The organism is Roseobacter sp. FCG-D35, assembly GCF_033436665.1.
Taxonomy (GTDB): Bacteria; Pseudomonadota; Alphaproteobacteria; order Rhodobacterales; family Rhodobacteraceae; genus JAWQFO01.
In genome coordinates, this window is record NZ_JAWQFO010000001.1 from 1 (window position 1) to 21,428 (window position 21,428).

General features: G+C 59.1%; 13 protein-coding genes, 1 tRNA gene and 3 pseudogenes. 14 read left to right on the forward strand and 3 right to left on the reverse strand.

Translation table 11 applies throughout. The features are described from left to right. Window positions 1-69: 69 nt before the first annotated feature. The 13 genes and pseudogenes from R5H30_RS00005 to R5H30_RS00065 all read left to right on the forward strand — a co-directional run. A pseudogene (locus tag R5H30_RS00005) lies at window positions 70-324 on the forward strand (DDE-type integrase/transposase/recombinase); the annotation flags it as partial. Window positions 325-381: 57 nt separating this feature from the next. Then, window positions 382-786: an IS66-like element accessory protein TnpA gene (gene tnpA, locus R5H30_RS00010; protein WP_318325934.1), complete on the forward strand. Its 405-nt coding sequence runs from the start codon at window positions 382-384 to the stop codon at window positions 784-786. Beyond that, window positions 783-1,133: pseudogene (gene tnpB, locus R5H30_RS00015) on the forward strand (IS66 family insertion sequence element accessory protein TnpB). The gene tnpA and the pseudogene tnpB overlap by 4 nt, the downstream one beginning before the upstream one ends. 61 nt (window positions 1,134-1,194) lie before the next feature. Beyond that, a protein-coding gene (tnpC, locus tag R5H30_RS00020; protein ID WP_318325935.1) for an IS66 family transposase occupies window positions 1,195-2,819 on the forward strand; the annotation gives its coding sequence in 2 pieces (ribosomal slippage) (window positions 1,195-1,867 and window positions 1,867-2,819; 1,626 coding nt in all). A gap of 154 nt (window positions 2,820-2,973) precedes the next feature. Further along, window positions 2,974-3,228, forward strand: a pseudogene (locus tag R5H30_RS00025) (integrase core domain-containing protein); the annotation flags it as partial. 764 nt (window positions 3,229-3,992) lie between these two features. Then, window positions 3,993-5,348, forward strand: coding sequence for a tyrosine-type recombinase/integrase (locus tag R5H30_RS00030; protein ID WP_318325936.1), 1,356 nt, complete (start codon window positions 3,993-3,995; stop codon window positions 5,346-5,348). Between the two features lie 744 nt (window positions 5,349-6,092). After that, a complete protein-coding gene (locus R5H30_RS00035) occupies window positions 6,093-6,299 on the forward strand; it encodes a helix-turn-helix transcriptional regulator (RefSeq protein WP_318325937.1) in 207 nt (68 codons plus the stop codon). A gap of 93 nt (window positions 6,300-6,392) precedes the next feature. Then, window positions 6,393-8,579 carry an AAA family ATPase gene (locus R5H30_RS00040; protein ID WP_318325938.1) on the forward strand — a complete coding sequence of 729 codons (2,187 nt, stop codon included), beginning with the start codon at window positions 6,393-6,395 and terminating at the stop codon, window positions 8,577-8,579. A 500-nt stretch (window positions 8,580-9,079) separates the two neighbouring features. After that, the gene (locus R5H30_RS00045) at window positions 9,080-11,098 is read left to right on the forward strand and encodes a type I restriction-modification system subunit M (protein WP_318325939.1); all 2,019 of its coding nucleotides are present in this window, start codon (window positions 9,080-9,082) and stop codon (window positions 11,096-11,098) included. Continuing rightward, entirely contained in the window at window positions 11,095-12,474 is a 1,380-nt protein-coding gene (locus tag R5H30_RS00050; protein ID WP_318325940.1) for a restriction endonuclease subunit S, read from the forward strand. Before R5H30_RS00045 ends, R5H30_RS00050 begins: the two co-directional genes overlap by 4 nt. Further along, window positions 12,471-13,406, forward strand: a complete 936-nt coding sequence (locus tag R5H30_RS00055) for an HNH endonuclease (RefSeq protein ID WP_318325941.1) — start codon at window positions 12,471-12,473, stop codon at window positions 13,404-13,406. Before R5H30_RS00050 ends, R5H30_RS00055 begins: the two co-directional genes overlap by 4 nt. Continuing rightward, window positions 13,399-14,253 (forward strand): hypothetical protein, encoded by an 855-nt coding sequence (locus tag R5H30_RS00060; RefSeq protein ID WP_318325942.1) that lies wholly within the window; start codon window positions 13,399-13,401, stop codon window positions 14,251-14,253. The genes R5H30_RS00055 and R5H30_RS00060 overlap by 8 nt, the downstream gene beginning before the upstream one ends. Beyond that, complete coding sequence (locus tag R5H30_RS00065; RefSeq protein WP_318325943.1) at window positions 14,253-17,219, forward strand: type I restriction endonuclease subunit R; 2,967 nt, start codon at window positions 14,253-14,255, stop codon at window positions 17,217-17,219. The genes R5H30_RS00060 and R5H30_RS00065 overlap by 1 nt, the downstream gene beginning before the upstream one ends. Window positions 17,220-17,294: 75 nt before the next feature. On the opposite strand, the gene R5H30_RS00070 is transcribed toward R5H30_RS00065, so the two are convergent. The 3 genes from R5H30_RS00070 to R5H30_RS00080 all read right to left on the reverse strand — a co-directional run bounded on the left by R5H30_RS00070 (window position 17,295) and on the right by R5H30_RS00080 (window position 20,027). Continuing rightward, window positions 17,295-18,314: a hypothetical protein gene (locus R5H30_RS00070; RefSeq protein ID WP_318325944.1), complete on the reverse strand. Its 1,020-nt coding sequence runs from the start codon at window positions 18,312-18,314 to the stop codon at window positions 17,295-17,297. Between the two features lie 644 nt (window positions 18,315-18,958). After that, a tRNA-Asn gene (locus R5H30_RS00075) sits at window positions 18,959-19,033 on the reverse strand. Between the two features lie 82 nt (window positions 19,034-19,115). Further along, complete coding sequence (locus R5H30_RS00080) at window positions 19,116-20,027, reverse strand: MBL fold metallo-hydrolase (RefSeq protein WP_318325945.1); 912 nt, start codon at window positions 20,025-20,027, stop codon at window positions 19,116-19,118. 45 nt (window positions 20,028-20,072) lie between these two features. Between R5H30_RS00080 and R5H30_RS00085 the strand changes: the two genes are divergently transcribed. Next, on the forward strand, window positions 20,073-21,398 hold the full coding sequence (locus R5H30_RS00085) for an ATP-binding protein (protein WP_318325946.1): 1,326 nt from the start codon (window positions 20,073-20,075) through the stop codon (window positions 21,396-21,398). Window positions 21,399-21,428: the final 30 nt, after the last annotated feature.

Genomic DNA, 21,428 nt, shown 5'->3' on the forward strand with positions numbered 1-21,428 from the left:
CCCTTGGCCTTCGAAGCTCAGGCGGCGTAAATGAGAACCCGGGGCGGCATCAAATCGTGACAGGTCCAGCCAAACCAGAGATGGTCGCTCGACTTCGTGTCGGACGCTCTGGCTGACGGCCGCCGGTTCGCTCGCCATTGTTCTTGAACCAATGGCGCACAGTGGCTCGCCCTTTGCGTGATCGACGACTTCAGCCGGGAATGTCTGGCGACGGTCGTGGACACCTCGATCTCGGGCATCCGGGTGGCGCGGGAGCTGGACCGGATCTCCGAGATGCGCGGCCTCCCCTGCATGGTGGTCTCCGACAACGGCACCGAGCTGAGTATGCCTCCGGCGGGGACCGTCTGACGGATTTGGGTCGGCGGTGATAGATCCGGCCTTATGGCCGACCTTACGTTCAGACCCGAGATCGAAGTTCTTTCCGCGGCGGATGGTGTGCGGCGCCGGCACTGGAGCGATGCGGACAAGCTGCGGATCGTGGAGGAGAGCTTCGTCGGGCACCGCCAGGCCAGTGCCACGGCGCGTCGACATGGGATTTCGCGATCCTTGTTGACGACCTGGCGGCGGCAATTCCGGAATGGTGAACTCGGGGCCATGCGCACGCCGATGTTCACGCCGCTCGCGGTTTCTGCGACGCCTCCGACATCGGCCTCCATGACGTTCCCTGCGTCGAGCTTGGACAACAGGGTCGAGATCGTTCTGGGGAACGGGCGCCGCCTCGTGGTAGCGGTCGACGTGGACCCGCAGGCTTTGGCCCGATTGCTTCCGGTGATCGACGGCCGATGATTGCCTTTCCGGCGGGGGTGCGCGTGTGGATCGCTGGCGGGGTGACGGACATGCGCCGGGGGATGAACACGCTCGCGCTCCAGGTTCAGCAGGGGCTCGGGCGCGATCCGCATGCCGGCGAGATCTTCTGTTTCCGCGGGCGCAAGGGCGACCTGGTCAAGCTGCTCTGACACGACGGGGTGGGCATGTCACACTACACAAAACGGCTCGAGGCGGGGAAGTTCATCTGGCCGGCGGGTGGTTCGGGCGAGGCAATGCAGATCTCCGCAGCCCAGCTGGGCTATCTTCTTGAGGGGATCGACTGGCGCAATCCGCGCTGGACCCAACGCCCTGCAAAGGCGGGATAAATCGGGCTCGCGGGGCCTTATCTGTATGGGCTTTCCGATGCCCGTGTGGTAGCTCTCCGCCATGTCAGGGACCGCCTCCGAGATCGCCGGATTGCGTGCCGCGCTCGCGGCGTCAGAGGCCCGTGCCGAGGCGGCCGAGAGCGAGCTGGCGCAGGCCCGCGCGGTGGTCTCGACCTCCGAGGCGATGATTAAGCATCTCAGGCTCGAGATCGCCAAGCTGCGGCGGGAGCAATACGGCCGCAGTTCGGAACGTCGCGCCCGCCTGATCGATCAGATGGAGTTGCATCTCGAGGAACTCGAGGCCGCGGCCACCGAGGACGAACTCGCCGCGGAGACAGCGGCAAGGACCACGCCCGTCGCGGGGTTCCAGCGCCGGCGTCCGGCGCGCAAGCCCTTCCCGGAGCATCTGCCACGTGAGCGCGTGGTGATCCCGGCTCCCACGGCCTGTTCCTGCTGCGGCTCGGATCGCATCGTGAAGATGGGCGAGGACGTCACCGATACGCTGGAGATCATTCCGCGGCAGTGGAAAGTGGTGCAGACCATCCGCGAGAAGTTCACGTGCCGCCAGTGCGAGAAGATCTCGCAGGCGCCAGCGCCATTCCATCCGACACCGCGGGGATGGGCGGGGCCGAACTTGCTGGCGACGATCCTCTTCGAGAAGTTCGGCCAGCATCAGCCCCTGAACCGGCAGGCCGAGCGCTATGCGCGGGAAGGCGTCGACCTCAGCCTGTCGGTCTGGCCGACCAGGTCGGCGCCTGCGCGGCCGCGCTCGCGCCTGTTCATGCGCTGATCCGCGACCATGTCCTCGCAGCCTCCCGACTGCACGGCGATGACACGACGGTGCCGCTGCTGGCGAAGGGCGGGACCAAGACGGCGCGCCTCTGGACCTATGTCCGCGATGACCGGCCATTCGCAGGTGGCGCTCCCCCGGCCGCGCTTTTCCACTTCTCCCGCGATCGGGAGATGGCCCATCCCAACCGGCATCTCGCGGGCTGGCAGGGTATCCTGCAAGCCGATGCCTATGGCGGATACAACGATCTCTATCGCGTCGACCGCGATCCCGGCCCGGTCGAGAGCGCGCTCTGCTGGAGCCATGCCCGGCGCAAGTTCTTCGAACTCGCCGACATCAAGGGGACTGTCCGCAAGGGCAAGCCCGCCCACGACATATCGCCCGTGGCCCTGGAGGCGGTGACGCGGATCGATGCCATCTTCGACATCGAACGTCAGATCAACGGTCTTGATGCCATGTCGCGGCTCGCGGCCCGGCAACGGCTGGCCCGTCCGTTGGTAGAGGACCTTCACGACTGGATGCGCACCGAGCGTGACACGATGTCGAGACACAACCCGGTGGCCAAGGCGATCGCCTACATGTTCAAGAAGGACCGCTGGGAGGCCTTCACCCGCTTCCTCAAGGATGGCCAGATCTGCCTGACGAACAATGCCGCCGAGCGGGCGCTGCGCGGCGTGGCCCTCGGCCGGAAGTCATGGCTCTTCGCCGGCTCGGAGCGCGGCGGCGACCGTGCCGCCTTCATGTATTCCCTGATCGTCACGGCCAAGATGAACGACATCGACCCCCAGGACTGGCTGGCCGATGTCCTCGCCCGGCTGCCCGACATGACCGCGTCTCAGGTGCCGACTCTTCTCCCATGGAACTGGCAATCCCAAAAGCTTCGCCAAGCCGCCTGACCGTGGCCTACGCCGGATGCTTACGAGCGGGTAGGAGTTGCGTTTTCCGTTCCTGGTTCTGGCTCTGCGCTGTTTAGAGGTCCTTTGCGCACTTGCTTCGGTCCGTGGTCAGCGACAACGTCCTTTGTCGGGAAATTCTGGCTGCTTAGGTCAGCAGGTCGAATGGCACTACATCGCGCCCGGCAAACCGATGCAGAAGGGCCCGGTCGAAAGCTTCAACGGCAGGCTTCGAGACGAATGCCTGAACGAGCACCTGTTCCCGACCCTGCGCCATGCCCGCCATCTGATTGCGGAATGGCGCGACGACTACAACCACCACCGCCCGCACTCGAGCCTCGACGGGCTCACCCCGCGGGAGTATCACCAACGGTCAGAAGAGGACCAAAACCTGAACAGAGCTAACCTATAAACGCGGACTCCGAGGGGAGCAGGTCAATTCTTGCCGAGAAACTTGGTTCCATCTTGCCGAGATTGTAACAGCGAGATGAGGGCAGCATTTCCAACTGTGGCAAACAGACAAATTATTCATCCCTACTTGGATGACGACCATTTTTTCACGGAGAAGTGGACCACGGCCACCGTTGTGCGAACTGATCCGATTACGGTGACGTTTTCTGTGGCAGCGCCAAATTACTGGAGCTTGGTCGATCAAGACAGGGTTTGGTATCATTTTGATGACTGTGATTTAGCCCTCAGATACAGCAAGCAGGTACCGGGCGAATTCGGTCCGCTCATCGATCAATGCAAATACTCGCTTCGAAATTTGCCAGTTGTGGACTTCCGAGCGGTCTTGAGAGACGTAGCTGATAGCAACACGCTTCCACATGCCCCAAGTCCTTCAAAAACAGAAAGTGATCAAGCCGTACACACCTACCGTAGGGATGGAGTTATCATGCGGACAGTGTTTGCTGTACTTATCCTGTAATCGGAAAAAAAGACCTAGCGGATTTGCGCTAAGTCCTTGAAATCATTGGCTCCGGCGGTAGGGATCGAACCTACGACCAATTGATTAACAGTCAGGTTTCGGGACTTTCATTGAGTTTCACCACGTTGCACAGAAGATCATTAAGAGCCTGAATTAATTCGCATATTGTTTCATCCAGCCTGACTGTCTATCTTTGGCTTTGAAGCCACGGTGGCGACTCGGTGGCGACTAATTCAGAGGGGAGCCTAATGCCGACCGTGCGACTGACCCGCAAGACCATTGCCACGCTGCCAGCATCAGAGCGGCGTGTGGTGTTCTACGATGAAACATTGAAGGGCTTTGGCTTGGCAGTGCGTCCAACGGGCGCGCGCAAGTGGATCGTGGAATACCGCCCCGGCAGCGGCGGACGCGGCGTCGCGAAGCGACGTATCACACTGGGCGACCCCGAGACTCTGACGCCAGAAGCGGCGCGTGCGATGGCAAAGGAAATTCTGGCGAAGGCGAGGCTCGGTCAGGATGTGGCGGCGGAACGGTCGAGCGAACGACTGGCCGAAACGGTGGCTGAGATTGCCGAAAGGTGGATGGCAAACCATGTCGAGCCAAAGCGGAAGCCCAGCACAGCCGCACTCTATCGTGGCGTTCTTGACTGCCATATTCTGCCCGCTTTGGGGTCGAGGAAGGCCGTTTCGTTGACCCGGCAAGACGTAAGCAAGATGCACCAAAAAGTGGCCGCCAAGGTCATCGTGAAAGCCGAACCGCGCGCCCGCCGAGGCGCGCGGGTTAAGTCGCGCGGCGGCCCGTATATCGCCAACCGTTGTCTTGCAGTCGTGAAGGCTATGTTTTCTTGGGCGCTCGACATGGGTCTCCTTCCAGAAAGTTCGCCCAACCCCGCCGCACGCGTCGAAGCCTTCAGAGAAAAGGGGCGGGAAAGGTTTTTGACCGAAGCCGAAATGGGGAGACTCGGAGTTGCATTGAGTAAAGCAGAAACTGAGGGTCTTCCGTGGCAGGTTGATGAGACCATGCCGAACGCGAAGCACCTGCCGAAGACGAAGAACCGAGTCACATGCTTCGACGCTCACTCGGTCGCCGCAGTCAGGCTGCTTCTTCTGACTGGCGCACGTGTCAGCGAAATTCTCAATCTTGAGTGGAAGAATGTCGATTGGGAGCGTGGCCTTCTCCGATTGCCGGATTCGAAAACAGGGGCTAAGCCGATATTTCTTTCTTCGGCTGCATTGGCCATCCTTGATGAGCTGCCGAAACTAGGGCGTTACGTGATCGCTAGCACATCCGCAGGGACTTCAAAGGAAAAGCCGCGCGCGGACATTAACCGCCTCTGGCGCGCCGTGCGCACAGAAGCGGGGCTGGAGGGCGTTCGGCTCCACGATCTAAGACACAGCGCAGCGGCGGTAGGCGCAGGGGCGGGTCTCAGCTTGCACCAAATTGGCGGGCTACTAGGGCACAGCCAGCCTTCCACGACCCGGCGCTATGCACACTTGGCCGACGATCCGATGCGCCGGGCCGCCGATGTGATAGGTAGCGAGGTCGCATCGGCGCTGGGGCTCGGAACGAATGTCGTGCCTTTGGTCCGGGCTAGCCGCACGTGACCGGAAGACCGTTGTTGGTGCGCCAGATGGGTGCACTCAAACACTGGCTCACAAAGCCTCGGTGGACGGCGCGTGAAGCAGCTTGCCTAATGATTGGTGTCCTTCCTCCCGTTCGCGGCGACAAAAGGGAGTTCGGCGCATGGCTGCCGGGGAAGGAGGCATGGGAACATGCTCGGGACGCATGGGATTTTCAGGTGTCAACCGAGATTGATCACATCGAAGCCGTTCTAACTGATTCAAAGCCTTTCCGTGGCCGGACACCTAGACATTTTCTTATCCTCGGAGCGGCATTGGACATCATCCCGCCTTGGCTCCAAGCCGCTAGAGCAGATGCGGATTGCAGCGCGCTTTTGCCGAACGAGGTGCTGGGCGAAGGACAGCGACACGACGTTGACGTTCCTGTCACGGTTGCTGCCAACGCGAGTAAGGCCGCGAACACGCGCCACCGAAATGACACGGAAGCCGAAGAAAAGAGAAAAGCGCGACAAGAGCGCGCGAAAGAGTTGAAGGACCTAGGCAAGGGGCGGGGGGAAACGGCTTCGATATTGGAGGACGAGTTCGAGATAGGTCGGAGCACCGCCTACGAAGACGCGCGAAAGGTTTTCGGACCTATGTCACCGAAGGCTTAGTAGGCCGTTGAAAACGGAATCCGGGTGCGTGCATCCGGAATCCAGATGCTTGCAGCCATTTGAAAATATTAGTGAATCATGCCCAGTGGTCTCCAGTGAAAGTTGGAGGCGATCAATGGGCCGTGCTAAATTTGAACCGATCCTCGTGGATACTTCCGAAGCTGCTCAGATGCTCGGGGTAAGCGCCTCGCTGCTCGAGAAGTGGCGCTTCTTCCGCGACCCCGACGCCCCGCCCTACACCAAGATTGGGCGCTGTATTCGGTATCGCATCGCCGACCTCCGCGCTTGGGCCGACGAACGCGCATCGAGCGGCGACCGGTAGCTAAAGCGCCGTCCCGGTGGCTCGGGACGGCGCTTAAGTTGATGACCCCCGCTCGGGATGTCGTGAGACAAATTCATAAAATTGGTCAACAACATGAGAAATTATAATGATTGCACCGTTTCGGATCAAGAGTCTGAAGACAGCTGGCTGAACCATAGTTTCGCGGTGACGATCTGGCCCGGTGGGCAAAACGACATCAATAAGCCCTTGCGGCGCGAGATGACCGCGCCTGAGTTGGCTGACTGGATCAAGGAGCAACACGCGCCCCGGAAGGCCAGCCAGAAGATCGAAGGTCGCTGGGTCAAGGAGCTCCCGTTCGCCAAGCTGGCCGAGTTCGGCGATCAACGGAACATCAAGGGCGACGGCACTGAAGGTTCTTTTCGCTGCAACAAGAACATGATTTCAGCGACCGGCTGCGAAGGGGATTACGACCTTGGGGAGATCGATTTCGAGGAAGCGCAAATGCGCTTCAAAGGGGTTCTGACGGTCCTGTATGACAGCCCCTCCCACGGCGTGAAGGGCAACCGTTGGCGTGGGTTCCACCCCTTCTCCAAGCACTATCCGCCCAGCGAAAGAGGGCGCTTCCTAGCTCGGGCCAATGGTTTGATCGGTGGCGGCTTCGACCGTGCTTCTTTCACGATGAGTCAGGGCATGTTTGCGGGGTCCGTCGAGCAGGTAGACGACGCTGAAGGGAACGTGATCGCCCCCGGCCAGCCCATCCGAGTAGTCGTAATTCCAGGCACGCCCATCGATCTTCTCGACGATTTGGACTCAATCGCCATAGAGAAGCCCCGGAGGGGTTCGCGCGGAACCCGTATGCACAAGCACGAAGACGACGAACTGCTGGAAGACATCCGCAACGCCTTCGAGATAAATCCGTCCAGCTGGGAGTATGCACAGAAGCACGCAACGCGCGGGACCCCCAAGGAAGTTGTCTTGGCGGACCTGTCGACCGCCTACATCGAAGGTATGCGCCGTGCCGTCGAGGCCAACGAGCAAGAGGTCGTGGCACGCTTTGTCGCGCGGCAGGGCGCACTGCTGGAACTCGTGAACCGCGCATATGGACTAGACGTCGCCCGCCCAGATGCGAACCTCCTGCTGACTAAGGATGATGTGCCCGAAGCCGACGAAGTGATGTCGTCTGAGCTGATCGAAGAACAGCGTCGGGCGCTGGACCCGGAGGGCTTCGCACTGATCTGGGGTGCGCCGAACGACCCGACCTTCGGGCTCACGCTGCTTGACCCGGATCAGTGCGCTAGCTTCAAGCCCGCGCCCTACGTCGCGAAAGGCCTGATCGCTCAAGGTGATGTTGCCTGCATTGTTGGCGCGCCCGGCGTCGGCAAGACCCCGGCAGCATCCGAGATTGCCTATTGTGTCTCGCTTGGCAAGGAAGCGTTCGGTATGCGCACCCGGCAGGGTGGTGTCCTCTATCTCGCGACGGAAAACGAGCGCGACATGCGCAAGCGGGTGACGGCGCTCAGGAATCGGCACGACTATAGCCCGGACTTCCACGTCGTCGCAGACTGCGCCGGACGCTTTACTGACAAGGACTTCCTGACCCGGCTGAAGAGCCTGATCGCCGCGCGCCGCCCGGCTCTGATCGTGGTGGATACGCTCGGCGCGGCCATGCCCGGTTTCGAGGAAAACAGTTCCGAGGGCATGGGTGTGGTCTTGGCGATTTGCCAGAGCCTGCGCCGCCTCGGCCCGGCGGTCCTGCTGGTCCACCACGACACGAAAGGGGGTGACGGGCTGCCCCGGGGGCACAGCTCGCTCAACGGCGCACTGGACATGAACCTCGCCTTGAAACGGGGCGACGATGGGATCGTCGTCGGCGTCCCGTCGAAGAACAAGAACGGCCCGTCGAATGAGCCCATCTTGGCCTTCCGCAACGAGGTCGTTGAACTGGGTCTCGACGAGGATCTCGATCCGATCACGACCGTTGTTGCCGAAGTGGAGCCCTTGTCCGGGGTGTCGAGAAAAAAGGCTAAAGGTGAGAAGTTGGCCCCCTCTGCGAAGGCGGCGCTCAAAATCCTTGAAGACTTGACGCGAGACGGGGAGAAGCCCACGACCCGGGTGGAATGGCAAAAGGCGTGTGTCGCTAGCGACAAAGTCAGCGCGGCGAACCCCGATAGCCGCGTTCGAGCCTTCCAGCGGGCTATGGAGTCTCTCGCCCGCGCCGAAAACTACACGGCCCACGGGGACGACGGGGAGGAAATCCGTCTGGTAGTGGCGCGCGAAATGCTGGACTCGAACGACGATGACGGGGATGCGCTCCTATGAGGAGATGCCACAGGGTAACTTACCGTGGGATTCGCACTGTGAGAGCCCTCGCCGCCAAGACGCGGTAGTTCAGAGGATCGGACGGACACGGACAAATGCCGGACATGTCCGGACATGTCCGATGGCAATTCGGTGGTGCGGGACCGGACGGACACGGACACACCCCTTAAGGGGTGTCCGTCTGTCCGGTCCGCCCGTTGCTGGGCGTTTTCTTTGTGGGGTGCCAGCCATAGGGGCGTGCTGTCAGGGGGTGCAGAAAGTGCGCAATATGACGGTCCCATAGAAGATGCGGTTCTATCGGTTCGCTTGGGTCCCTCTGGGGTGGTAGAGCCTCCGGGGGGTGCGCGGAGGTCCCGGTTGCCCACAGCTTTCGGAAGGCACGGGCAGCACAGACCTATAACCCGCACCTTGGATGGTTTCAGAATCTCGTCTAGCGTGTGGTCGAACATTAACGGGAGGATTCCCGAGAAAGAACACAGAGATAGGGGCAGGCGGCACAGATGAATACGGACATCAAATCACTTGGCTCCTTCGTCTGGTCCATCGCTGAACTCCTTCGGGGCGACTTCAAGCAGTCCGAGTATGGCAAGGTCGTCCTGCCCTTCGTTGTCCTGCGCCGCCTCGACTGCATCCTAGAGGAGACCAAGTCGGCGGTGCTCGACATGGCTGCTTCACTTCCCGACGAGATGGACGACGACGCCCGCGACACGCTCCTCTCTGGCGCGGTCGGTCAGAACATCAGGCTCTACAACCTGTCCCGCTTCACCTTCGCCTCGCTCAAGGGGCAGGACGCCAAGGACATCCACAAGAACCTGATCGACTACATCACCAAGTTCTCGCCGAACGTCCGCGACATATTTCTCGACAAGTTCCTGTTCACCGATCAACTGAAGCGCCTGAACGACGCTGGCCTTCTTTATCAGGTTTTTGACAGGTTCACCCAGATCGACCTGCACCCGAACGCAATCTCGAACCTCGAAATGGGGTATCTGTTCGAAGACCTGATCCGTCGCTTCTCGGAAATATCGAATGAAACGGCTGGCGAACACTACACGCCGCGCGAAGTCATCCGATTGATCGTGTCGCTCCTACTGATCAACGACAAAGATGCTCTAACGGGGTCGGGCGTGATCCGGCAGGTCTACGACCCTGCCGCAGGAACGGGCGGTATGCTGTCGATTGCCGAGATGGAGATGAAGGCGCTCAACGACCGCATTCGCGTCGAACTCTTTGGGCAGGAACTCAACCCCGAGTCCTTCGCGATCTGCAAGTCCGATATGCTGGTGACCGAGCACAACCCCGAGAACATCGCCTTCGGTAACACGCTGACCCAAGACGCCCACGCCACCAGACGCTTCCACTACATGCTTTCGAACCCGCCATACGGTGTGGACTGGAAGAAATACGCCGACCCGATCAAGGACGAGGCGGCGGAACAGGGCATGTCCGGTCGCTTCGGCGCGGGTCTGCCCCGCATCTCGGACGGTCAGTTGCTGTTTCTGCAGCACATGATCTCCAAGATGCGCAATGACGAACAAGGGTCGCGCATCGGCATCGTCATGAACGGGTCGCCCCTCTTCACCGGCGGTGCCGGGTCGGGCGAAAGCGAAATTCGCCGCTGGATGCTGGAAAACGACTGGGTCGAGGCGATCATCGCGCTGCCGACCGACCTCTTCTACAACACCGGCATTCAGACCTATGTCTGGTTGCTCACAAACCGCAAGGACCCCGCCCGCCGTGGCAAGGTGCAACTGATTGACGCCAGCGGCGAGAGGTTCTGGAAATCGATGCGCAAGTCGCTCGGGTCCAAGCGTCGCGAAATCCCGCCCGAGGCGTGTGATGAGATCGCCCGCATCTATGCCGAGATGCTGAACGGCGATGGCGACTGGGGCGATGTGTCGAAAATCTTTGCCACGACCGACTTCGGGTATCGCGAAATCCGCGTCGAACGCCCACTTAAACTCGCCTTTGCAGTGACGCCCGAGGCGCTGGAGACGCTGCGCGAGGCGAAGCCGTTCCAGAGGCTCGACGAGGACGAGCAAAGCCGCGTTCTGAGGGCGCTGGAGGCGCTGCCAGCCGATGAACGCTGGGTAGACCGCGACGACTTCGACAAGACTCTCTCACGCGCGCTGAAGGCGTCTGGCGTAAAGGTCGGTGCCCCGGCCAAGAAGGCAATCCTGTCCGCGCTGTCTGAACGCGACGAAGATGCCGAGGTCTGCACCGACAAGAAGGGAAATCCCGAACCCGACACCGATCTGCGCGATCATGAACTGGTGCCGCTGAAAGAAGACTGGCGCGACTATGTGCAGCGCGAAGTCTTGCCGTTCGTCCCCGATGCCTGGGTCGATGAGACCCACACCGACGCGCAGGATGACGGCGTCGGGCGTGTCGGGTATGAGATCAACTTCAACCGCTACTTCTACAGATACGTGCCCCCGAGACCACTGGAAGAAATCGACGCCGAGTTGAAGGCGCTGGAAGCAGAGATCGCCGGTCTGCTGCAGGAGGTGGTCGAGTGAGCGACCTCGAACAGATGCGGCGTGAAGTCAGGCAACGCCTGATCGAAGAGAACGAGTTTCCGCATATCCCCGAAGACTGGGGGGTGGAACGCCTGCGCTTTCTCTTCACCGAAAGCAAAGAGCGAAACGGGAAGTCGCCCGTTGGGGAGATGCTGTCAGTCTCGGAGTATCGAGGTGTCGTTCCTCGCGAATATGAGAACGAAGAGCAAAAGCGAACTGACGACGAGTTGGAGAACTACCGCGTCGTCAGACCGGGACAACTCGCCGTCAACTCAATGTGGTTGAACCACCTTGGGTTGGGCGTGTCCGAACATACGGGACACGTCAGTCCAGCATATAACGTCTACGATATTTCGCATCGGTTGGACCGCCGTTTCGTGCATCACCTGATGCGTTCCAACTACTACCTGAAAATCTATCTGCGTTACCTTTACGGCATCCGCCCGAACTCGTTCCAGATCAAGTCAAACGACTGGGCTTCGATCCCAATCATCGTCCCCGACCTCGCGACCCAACGCCAGATCGCCGACTTTCTGGACCGTGAGACCGCAAGAATAGACCTGTTGATCGAGAAAAAGCAGCGGTTGGTGGCGTTGCTTGAAGCAAAACGCGAAGAGGTCATCAGCAACGCAATTATCAAAGGGCTGAATCCTAAAGCCGACATGCGGCAGACCGGTATACCTTGGCTGGGCGCGGTGCCATCTCATTGGACCGTGCAACCTATCAAGTATCTTGTTTCCCGCTCTTTGACAGACGGTCCGCACGTGACACCGACAAAACGAGATGAAGGTGTTCCATTCATCTCTGCGGAATCAATTTCCAACGGAAAGATCAACTTTGATAAGAAGTGGGGCCACATTTCTGCTGAAGATCATCGCTTTTACTCCCGCAGCTATAAGCCTCAGAGACATGATATTTTTGTTGTTAAGCTAGGGGCAACCACAGGGAGGGTTGCGCGGGTGGAAACAGACATGGACTTCAATATCTGGGTTCCGCTGGCCGCAATTCGACCCAAGTCACCTTTGCTGTCAAAACTCATCTACTTTGCGTTGCAATCGTCGCACATCAAAGATGCCTATCAGGTGCTTTGGACATACGGGACACAGCAAACTTTGGGTCTAGGAACTCTTTCAAAAATCAGATTGCCGATCCCGCCGGACAGTGAGATCGAGGAGATTGCAAACCACATTGAAACAAGACTGCCTGCTTTGGAGCAAGTTTCGGAAAGGACGTTGGTTTCCATTGACCGCCTCAAAGAATACCGCTCTGCCCTAATCACCGCCGCTGTCACGGGTCAGATCGACGTATCGACCTACGCCAAAACCGGCACCTCCGACCGCCGCCTCGACGCCATTCAAGAGGAGATGGGCGCGTGAACCAGTTTGTCTTCAAAGTCAGCGGTATTAGCGACTGCCCGAATGGGATCGTTCGGCCTGCCACCCCGGATGATTGGGAAGGGGGCGAAGTCATTACACCTCAAGCTGGCCCGGCGTTGGCGCGAAAAGGGCCGCACCAAGCTGCGCCTGACATCCAAGAGGGTGACAAGGTTTGGATATGGACCTACGAGGACAAGGAATATGGAGACGGGCTAGGGCTGACGGCGACGGCGACAGCCGGAGCACAACGCGAGGCGGGTGAGTTTCTTGCGGTTCGCATCCACAACGTAGAATTGTTGCCCCACCCGGTGGGTTTTCGAAAGAACGCACCGAATAAGTATGTGTTTAAGAACGACACTCGCCTGTTGTCCTATCTCCGAGCGAACCGGCATCACGGCGCATACCTTATCGAAGAGGACGATTTCGAAGATTTTCAACGTGCAATCGAGGACGCGACGCGGGGATTGCCCGACGACATCCGATACGCTGGAGAGTCCGAGTGGGCGCGACACATCCGAGAGAATAAGGAAAATATCCTCGCCGATCTCACCGAACGCCGTCTCAACTGGCAAAAGGTGCGACCCGTTCAAGGCAAGTTCCGTGACGACCTGTTCGACGTCTACGACGGAAGATGCCTGCTGACCCATTGCGCGGTCCCCGAAGCCTTGGAGGCGGCACATGTTCTGCCGCACAATGGCGATCCGGTTCGTGACAGGGCGGACAACGGTCTGCTCCTCCGCCGTGACCTTCATTCAATGTTCGATGCCATGCTTTGGAGTATCGATCCGAAGACAAGCATGGTTCGACTGGCGCGACGCTTGGAGGACAAGTCTTATCGTGCGTTGGACGGCAAGATGATCGAGCATCAGGTTAATGCCGACGTGCTTCTGTTTCATTTCACGCAGTTCAATAAGGCTGACCAGCATGGTTGATCAGTCTCTCATCAATCGCCGTTCACGAGGAGATGACCGTCACATTAGTGATCTGAAAAGCGTTCAGGGCCAGCTGACCCTTTCACATATTATGACGCCGCGCGAACACTTCATTTGTTGTGGTGCAGATGAGCCAGCGCAGGGCGTAATGGAGCGCGTCTCCGAAGTCTTTGATGCCGTGCCTGTCGTTGAATCAAGTGACCCAACGGACATTGCAGCGCCGATCCTCGGATTATTGCACCGCGACCGCATACCCTTTCGCAATTCGACGATCCGTGCGGCAGATTGCGCGGATACTTCAGCACTGAAAACCGCACACCCCTTGGACAGAAACCTTCTTGTCTACATCAATGGTTTGAACGGGCATCCTGTCGAGTTCGTTGCTTCCGGCAGCGAGATCGTCGGCTTGGTTACGCCATATGACCTTGAACGCCTTCCGGTCCGGACTGCCCTGTTCGCGCAAATCATCGATGTCGAGCGCCTGATGGGAGACCTGATCAATGCTCGTTTCCCCGACACTGCTGCGTGGGAGGAAAGAATTTCGAAGCGTCTATCGGGAAAACTGCAGACGGGGCTGAAGCGCGCCATCAAGAACGAGAGCGTGGGGCAACCCATTCTTTCGGTGGATTTTGCCGTAAAACTTGATCTGCTCCCGCATTGCTTTGAAGGCCCTCACGACGCCACGTGGGTCGGCAAGGAAAGTGACGAAATCAGGGAGTTGCGTAACGTGGTGGCTCATGGCGCGCCCTTCGCGAATGTCACTCAACTGCCAGACCAATTGAGAAACCTACTGCGCCTGCGTGGACTTATTTCTAAACGCATTTCAGAACTCAGGGGGCAGTCTTAATGTCCGACCAGATACATACCACTGCCGTCATACACCAAGAGAAGGTTTTTGAGGAGCATATCGTCGCCTGCCTGACCCACGGTCAGGGCTATGTCGAACGCGACTGCGCGTCTCACTATGACGTTGCCAATGCGCTCGACACGGAGTTGCTGTTCAGCTTTCTCAAGACGACGCAACCCGAGGCATGGCAGACGCTGGAAGACCACTACAGCGCGCAGGCAGAGGCAGAGGTTCTCAAGCGCCTCGAACAGGCGCAGAAGCAGAACCCAACCCATGTCGTGCTGCGAGAAGGCATCAAACTGGTGCCGAACATCCCGTTTTCGCTCTGCTTCTTCAAGCCCGCCTCGAACCTGAACCCAGACCTGACTCGTCTCTACGAGGCCAACATCCTGTCCGTGATGCGGCAGGTGACCTATTCGGCGAAGAATAGGAAAGCCATCGATCTCGTGACCTTCGTCAATGGTATCCCGGTCGCGACCCTTGAGGTAAAAAACCTGCTTACAGGGCAGAACGTCAAGCACGCCGAGAAGCAATATCGTCAAGACAGGTCCCCGTCTGGCGAACCGCTCCTGACTTTCAAGCGAGGTGCTATCGTCCACTTCGCCGTGGATCAGGACAATGTGTCGATGACAACGCGCCTGATGAACGGCAAGACACGCTTCCTGCCTTTCAACCGTGGGCGTGATGGCGGTGCCGGAAACCCGGATGTGCCAGACGAAAACCGGACGGCGTATCTCTACAAGGATTTGCCCGAAGCGCGCGCGGTGTTCTCGCGCGAAGTTTTGCTAGACCTCATCGGGCGTTTCATCCACCTCGAACGCGATGACGGAAAAGAGGTGCTGCTCTTTCCTCGGTTCCAGCAGTTTGACGCCGTGCGGAAGCTGCTAGCAGACGCGCGCGCCACCGGAGCGGGGCAGAACTACCTGATCCAGCACAGCGCCGGGTCTGGCAAGTCGAACACCATTGCGTGGACGGCACACCAGATAATCAACTTGCATGACGAGCAAGACCAACCGTCGTTCGATACTGCAATCATTGTGACCGACCGGTTGGTGCTGGATCGCCAGTTGCAGAACACCATAGGTGGTTTTGCCCAGACCGAAGGCGTAGTGAAGAAAATCGACGGCACCTCCCGCGATCTGAAAGACGCGATCCTCAAAGGTGCCCGTATCATCATCACGACGATTCAGAAATTCGGCACCGAGCATCTCGCGACGATCTCCGGACAAGCTGGCAGGAACTTTGCCGTCATCATAGACGAGGCGCACTCGTCCCAGTCTGGCAAGGCGGCGCAGGCGATGAGCGATGCTCTGACCCGTGATGCTACGAGTTCCGACGACATCGAGGACATGGTTCTCGCTTTCCAGAAGGCGCGTGGGCCACAGAAGAACATCTCGTTTCTCGCCTTCACCGCGACCCCACGAAATGTGACGCTCGAACGGTTTGGGCGCATCGGTTCCGACGGCAAACCGCACCCGTTCCACCTATATTCCATGCGTCAGGCAATCGAGGAAGGGTTCATTCTGGACGTGCTCCAGAACTACATGACTTACAAGGCATACTACCAACTCGAAAAGACCATCGAAGACGATCCTGCCTTCAAAGGGCGCAAGGCGCAGTCGCGTGTCGCCCGCTATGCCTCGCTGCATCCAACCGCCATCGATCAGAAGGTCGAGGTGATCGTGGAACATTTCCGGCGTCACGTTGCCAAGGAGTTAGGCGGCAAGGCGAAGGCAATGATCGTCACCAACGGCATCGAGGCGGCGATCCGATATTGGCAGCACGTCAATCGCTACATTCAGGACAAGGGGTATACCGAACTCAAGGCGCTAGTCGCGTTCTCCGGAACAAAAGAGGTCGATGGTGTTGAGTGGACTGAAGCGGGTGCCAACGGTTTTTCTGAAACTGAACTGCCGAAGAAGTTCGATACTGATGAATATCAGGTTCTCGTCGTTGCGGAGAAATACCAGACAGGGTTCGATCAACCGAAACTCGTCGCGATGTATGTAGACAAGAAACTCGCCGGATTGCAGGCAGTCCAGACACTTGCACGTCTGAACCGGACGCATCCCGGCAAGACACGCACCTTCGTTCTCGACTTCCAGAACTCGATGGAGGACGTGAAAGAGGCGTTCGCGCCCTTCTTCGAGGCGACCGCGCTCGAAGAACGCACCGATCTGAACCAAATCTACGATCTCGAACACCGCATTTCGTCCTCGACCTACATCAGCAAAGACGAGGTCGAGCGGTTTGCCGATCAGTTCTTCAAAGGCGATCTCACGACCCAAGACCGCCTCGTGCTGGAGGGCACTGTCCGCCTCGCCGTGGAGCGGTTCCAATTAGACGAAGACGAGGCACAGCAGGAGGAGTTCCGCCAACTCCTCAAGAGTTTTCAGAGGTTTTACGCCTTCGCGGCACAGATCGTGCCGCTCAATGATGTGTGGCTTGAAAAACTCTACGCGTACACCTCATGGCTCTCTCGTCTTCTGCCCTCTCGCAACGTGCCCGCTGAAATCAATATCACCGACGACATGCTTAACCTGTCCGCCTTCAAATTACAGAAGGGCGAAGAGGGTAGCGCGTCGCTGGCAGCAGGTCAGACAGCCACACTCCAGCCGATCACTGAGTTTGGCGCGAACCCCTACACCGAGGAAGAAGAGAAATCGCTGTCCGAGATCATCGACTCGTTCAACGAACGGCATGGCACACAGTTCTCGCGCGAGGACTTCTTACGCTTCGAACGTGTGACGCGCGAGATCATGGACGAAGACATGACCGAGATGGTCAAGAACAACCCGGCAGACGTGGTCTACAACGCCTTCTCTCAGGCGTTTTTCCAAGGCATGGTGAAAATGTTCCAGCAGGACAATGAGATGCGGAACATCGTGATGACTGACAAGGAAGCGCGAGAACAAGCGACGCGACATTTCTTTAAGAGGGCACAAAGACAGGCAAGAGAAGCCTAGGTAGGCAGAAGTCGCCGCGTTTATTCAAAGATGCAATCCTAGCGCGGAAACAGCGCAATCTAGGATGTCTCCTTGTTACTCGCGCTTTTCAAAAGAGATGCGACCTTCGGAAAAAAATGCAGACGCACTTTCTATTCTGCGGTAGAGGGAAAGCAAGACCTTGGCAAATACTAGATTGTTTGATGAGCAAAGGTCTAGTATTTCGGACGCTCTCTTTACTTGAAGTTTACCTCCTAAGGCGTCGGCCTGCCTCTTAATTTCCTTACTCTCACTGGAACTATTGTCAAATCGGGAGGCAGACTGTGTCAGTAACCCTTGCTTCGAAAGAAAGCCGCGAAGAGCATCGTATGCCTTCTTTATTTCAATTCGATCATCATAGAAATTTGAGATGAGTTCCTCTAACTCGGCAAAGCCTTCTGTCGTGCCCTTCATTCGCACGTCTCCGGGGGAGTTGTATTCGATGCCCTCAAGTTCAAGTTGCTCCCGGCGAGGAACGCAATCGTGCAATTCGCCGAACATGTGCATGTAGCTCGTTCCGCCCTTGAACGGTTTCGAAGAAAAGGCGTGCTTTATCTTGCCCTTGTATACTTGGTCTGTGTTCGGATCGTCGTAGTTCCGAACGGCAGAGGTAAAGAAATAGATGTCTGAATATTTCTGATAGAATTTTCCAAACTCATTCAGCTGCCATTGACCATCGATGAATAACTTTTCGCGGCCCGATGCCCGTGGCAAGCTGATGTATTCTTCTGTGTGGTCTGTAGAGAAGAAGCCCGGCGAGGGGAGTAAATCATTCGAAAACTCGTTCTCGTGTGGGCGAAGCATTACGGTTTCGTCCCTCATTGCTTTCGCGGAGAAGACGTAAAGTGACCTTTGAAATGGATACGTGAATAGGTATCTCAGGTCGACGTGGCCGTCGATGTATCTCTCCCAGTTCTTGGGGGTAACTGTTGCGGCGATGTGATCGAAGTCTCTGCCTTCGTCAGGAACTGCCAAGGCGACGACTTGCGATTTGCCTGCCTTTAGACAAAAGAGTTGAGGCCCGTCAACTATGACGAGGTTGGCCTCAAAAACCGCTTTCCTTCTACGCTGCGTCATTTTCAATCACCTGTTGGACGTGGTCCATAGGATTGAACGAACTATACATCCAAAAACTGATGTGCCCTCTATCGTTTTCGAGCGACTGACCTGCGCCCTCTGGGACAGAAATCTCTGCGAAGTGCTTCACGCGCAACCTTGGAAGACGCCGTGCGCTCTTGAAGCCAACACAATCTCGACTGGTGAAAAGCGAACACGCTCGCAGCACACACGGGTCCGCACCCGGTCGAACCTCGCCGAGCGCAGCCAGTGAAAGGAAGTGATCCAGTTCGAGTTCGTGCTGGTTCGGCGTCGGCACAAATCGCCATGCAATGAAGGCTTTGTCTTCCGCTTCGCCGGGTGGGCAGTTTGTCGGCGGTAGGTCTTCGAGGAAATCTGCGGAACTATTCATAGTAGGCCACTTATCAACATGTTTGGAGCGGGTCCACTTGCGCGGGCGATGTTGGCGAGAAAATCAGTTGAATTGATACTGTGGCATCACTCTTTAGCGTGTAGACGTCGAATATGGCCTTTGGCGTGTGGGGCGCTAGCGAGCAAGCCCAAAAATTGGACGGCGTGGCGACTCCGTGGCGATTCAGGTTGTGGGAACAAGACCCTTCAAAAACAAAAAACCCCTCAAGTCTTTGTGACTTAAGGGATTTTTATGGCTCCGGCGGTAGGGATCGAACCTACGACCAATTGATTAACAGTCAACTGCTCTACCGCTGAGCTACGCCGGAACGGTCCGGGCGATATAGCAGCGGTCCGGGAGGGCGTCCAGAGGGTTTCCGGCAAAAATCGCTGGAAAATCGCGCGGCGCGGTCACGACAGGCGAAATGGGCTTTCAGCATGCATCGGGCCGTCTGGAGCCGCCAGAGATTTACCTTTTAGATCAACGAGATGTGCGAGGACATTGCGCGTGGCCGCGGGGAGAAGCGGGGCCGGTGTGTCGGTGTAGATGCGCGCGGCCAGAGCGCTTGCCGTGGCCGGTCCGTCTTTCAACGCCTGCAGGATGGCGGCCTCGCGCGCGCGCCGGTGCCCGATCAGCCAGTCGAGCCGGCTCATGGGGTCGGCGATCGGCGCGCCGTGGCCGGGAAAGAACCTGCGCCAGTCGCGGGCGCGCAGGCGCTCGCAGCTTGTCATGAAGTCGGTGAGATCCCCGTCGGGCGGCGAGACCAGCGAACTGGCCCAGCCCATGACATGATCGCCGGTCAGGCAGAGCGCGTCCAGCGCCAGGCAGATGTGATTTCCGATGTGTCCCGGCGTGTGCAGCACCTCGAGACGCCAGCCGTCACCGGTGATATGATCGCCGTCCGCAACCTCGATGTCTGGCGCGAACGCGCTGTCGATACCCTCGCCGCCCCCGGCGAGGCCCGATGCCGCGAGGCTCTGCATCACCTCGGACCGCCCGGCCTGCGGTCCTCCGAAGGCGATGACTGATGCGCCGGAGCGATCCGCCAGCGGGCGCGCGAGTGGCGAATGATCGAGGTGGCTGTGGGTGACGACGATATGGGTGATTTCCTGGCCCTGAGTGCAGGCCGCGAGGATCGCGTCGAGATGCGCCGCGTCGGCCGGTCCCGGGTCGACGACCGCGAGGCCGCGCGTGCCCACGAGATAAGTATTGGTGCCGCGCCATGTCATCGGCGAGGGGTTGGGAGCCACGATCCGCCGAAGACCCGGCTCGAGCGTCTCCGCGATGCCGATGGGCGGGTCGAAATCCTCGGGCGGCTGCATCTTTCGGGCCTTTCTAACGCACTGGCGGCCCGGTAGATTTAGCCCATGTCCTTCGACTGGCTCAAACACTATATGCCGCGCAGCCTTTACGGGCGCGCCGCGCTGATCCTGCTGTTGCCAGTGGTTTTCCTGCAGCTTGTCGTGTCGGTGCTGTTCATCACGCGGCACTTCGAGGATGCCAGCCGCCAGATGACGACCGCCGTGTCGCGCGAGATCCGGCTGGTTCTGGACGCTGCGGACACCGCGCAGAGCCGTGCGATGATCCCGGCGGCGGTGCAGCAGAAGGCCGGCGCGCTCGACATTACGACCGTGCCGGTGGAGCCCGGCGACGTGCCCGCGCCCGAAGTGCCGCCCTGGTACGATTTCGCGGGGCGGGTGATCGTGTCGGAACTCGAAGGCGGGGTGGCCGGATACCTCTCGGCGGACGTGTCCCAGCGCCGGCTGGTCTCGGTCTATGCCGACACGCGCAGTGGACCGGTGCGCATGACATTTGATCGCCGTCGCGTGTCGCTGTCGAACGCGCACCAGCTTTTCGTCAACTCGATCTTTTTCGGAGCGGTGGTGACGGTGATCGCAATGCTCTACCTGCGCAACCAGCTGCGCCCGATCAACCGGCTGGCCCGCGCAGCGGAGGCGTTCGGGCGCGGACGGCATGTGCCTTATTCTCCGGCGGGTGCCACCGAGGTGCGCGCCGCGGGCAGCGCCTTTGTCGATATGCGGGCGCGGATCGAGCGGCAGATCGAACAGCGCACGCTGATGCTGTCCGGGGTCAGCCACGACCTGCGCACGCCGCTCACCCGGATGCGGCTCAACCTGTCACTACTGGACGACGAGGATCGCGAGGCGCTGGAACAGGACGTCGACGACATGCAGAAGATGCTCGACGCGTTTCTGGACTTCGCCAAGGGCGAGGGGGAGGGTGCCTCCGAGCCTGTCGATCCGGTGGCCCTGGTCTCTGACGCGGTCGAGGATGCCCGGCGGCTGGGCCAGTCGGTCACGATGCGCCCCGTCGAGGGTGAGGGTCAGGGGACGGTGATGCTCAAGCCGCTGGCGATCCGGCGCGCCGTCGATAACCTGATCAGCAATGCCGCGCGCCACGCCAGCCGCGCGGACGTGTCGGTCATGCTGACACCCAAGACGCTGCGGATTCGTGTCGATGACGACGGGCCCGGCATTCCGGAAGATCGCAGGGCGGAGGCGCTGCGCCCGTTCACGCGGCTCGATCCGGCGCGCAACCTCGACAAGGGTGGGAGCGTCGGGCTCGGATTGGCGATCGCGTCCGATATTGCGCGCGCGCATGGGGGCATTCTGCGCCTTGGCGTTGCGGAAGAGTTGGGCGGGCTACGGGCCGACGTCGTAATCGCCCGCTGAAAAGTACCGAGGTCCGAGAGACGTCGAGCC